A 1,218-nucleotide genomic window follows, 5' to 3' on the forward strand; every position below is an offset into this window, starting at 1 on the left:
CCCCCTCGAGGGCAGGGCTATCGCATATGAGTAAAGAGTTCATAGAAGAAGTCTTTGCTCCAGTTGGCCCTGCGCATCTTGCTGGCGATTGGTTTGTCGAGCGGATGGGCAGCCAAGATGTTTTGGGCGAGCCTGCGGATGACGGCCAGGTTTTGTGGCGCGTTGTCCTTTCGGGTGCGGGCGTCATCCTCGTGGAAGACAACATCAAGGCTCCAGTGCAACTGGTTCTCGATCGTCCAGTGGGCACGAACCGTCTCAGCCAATTTGTTGGGCGTCAGCACCTTGGAGAGGGCGATATAGCGGACCGATGTGGTCGTCTTGCCGTCGGCAGTGGTGCGCAGGGCCTCGACGCGGCCAATGGCCTTGAGGCCGGGGAAGGCGGGCGCGTCCTTGAGCCTGGCAAGCGGCAGCACGCTGGCGCGGCGCACTTCGGTGCGGCCATGGCCGCTGTCGCGTGTTTCGAAGCCGGCGATCTCGCCCGCCGCGGCGAAGCTTTTCTCGGCCGCGGCAAACAGACGACCCCGGTTGGCCTTCAGCCCAAGGGCATAATGCGCCTTCTGCGCCAGCAGCGCCTTGGCCGTCTCGGGGCGACAATGCAAGGCGTCGGCCGTCACCGTGCAGCCCTTGAGATCCAGGCTCTTCAGCAGCGCCAGCGTCGCCGCAACCTCGTCGGAGGCCGGCGCCCGCGTTGCCGCAATCGCCAGCCGCGTCTCGGCATCCCAGGCACTGACCATCAGCGGCGGCATGAAGGCGCGGCCCTTCTCATAACCGCGCCTCAGCGCCTTGCCGTCGACGGCCACCACGCCACGCGGTGGGCCGAGCCCAAGCTCACGCCGCAATGCCGCCATGAAGGCGCTCAGCGCATCCGACAACTCCTGCGGATCAAGAAGCCGAAACACCCGGCTGAAGGTGTCGTGGCTCGGACACCCATGCTTCAGCTCGATGAACTCTTTCAGCTCCTCCTCGCGCCCCTCTGCGAACTCCGCAATATCCACACAGCTTTTGGCCCCGCACAGCGTCGCCGCCAGCGCCAGAAACAGAAGTTCAGCAAGATCATGCCGCGCCTTGATGTCGCGCGGATCGCGAACTGCTTGCAGGATCGACAAAACAAGCCGCACTCGGGCCTCCTCTGCTACGAGAAAGCCTCTCAAGAATCCTTCTTTTGCGGCTTGGCAATAGCCAATCAACTTATCTGCGATTCCCCTGCCCTCGAGGGGG

The 1,218-nt window shown here is 63.6% G+C and carries 1 protein-coding gene; it reads right to left on the bottom strand.

What is annotated here, in order from left to right; genetic code table 11:
- Positions 1–17: 17 nt before the first annotated feature.
- Positions 18–1,118: an ISAs1 family transposase gene (locus CK215_RS30540; protein WP_095833146.1), complete on the bottom strand. Its 1,101-nt coding sequence runs from the start codon at positions 1,116–1,118 to the stop codon at positions 18–20.
- Positions 1,119–1,218 lie beyond the last annotated feature (100 nt).

The organism is Mesorhizobium sp. WSM3864, from assembly GCF_002294955.1.
Lineage (GTDB): Bacteria > Pseudomonadota > Alphaproteobacteria > Rhizobiales > Rhizobiaceae > Mesorhizobium.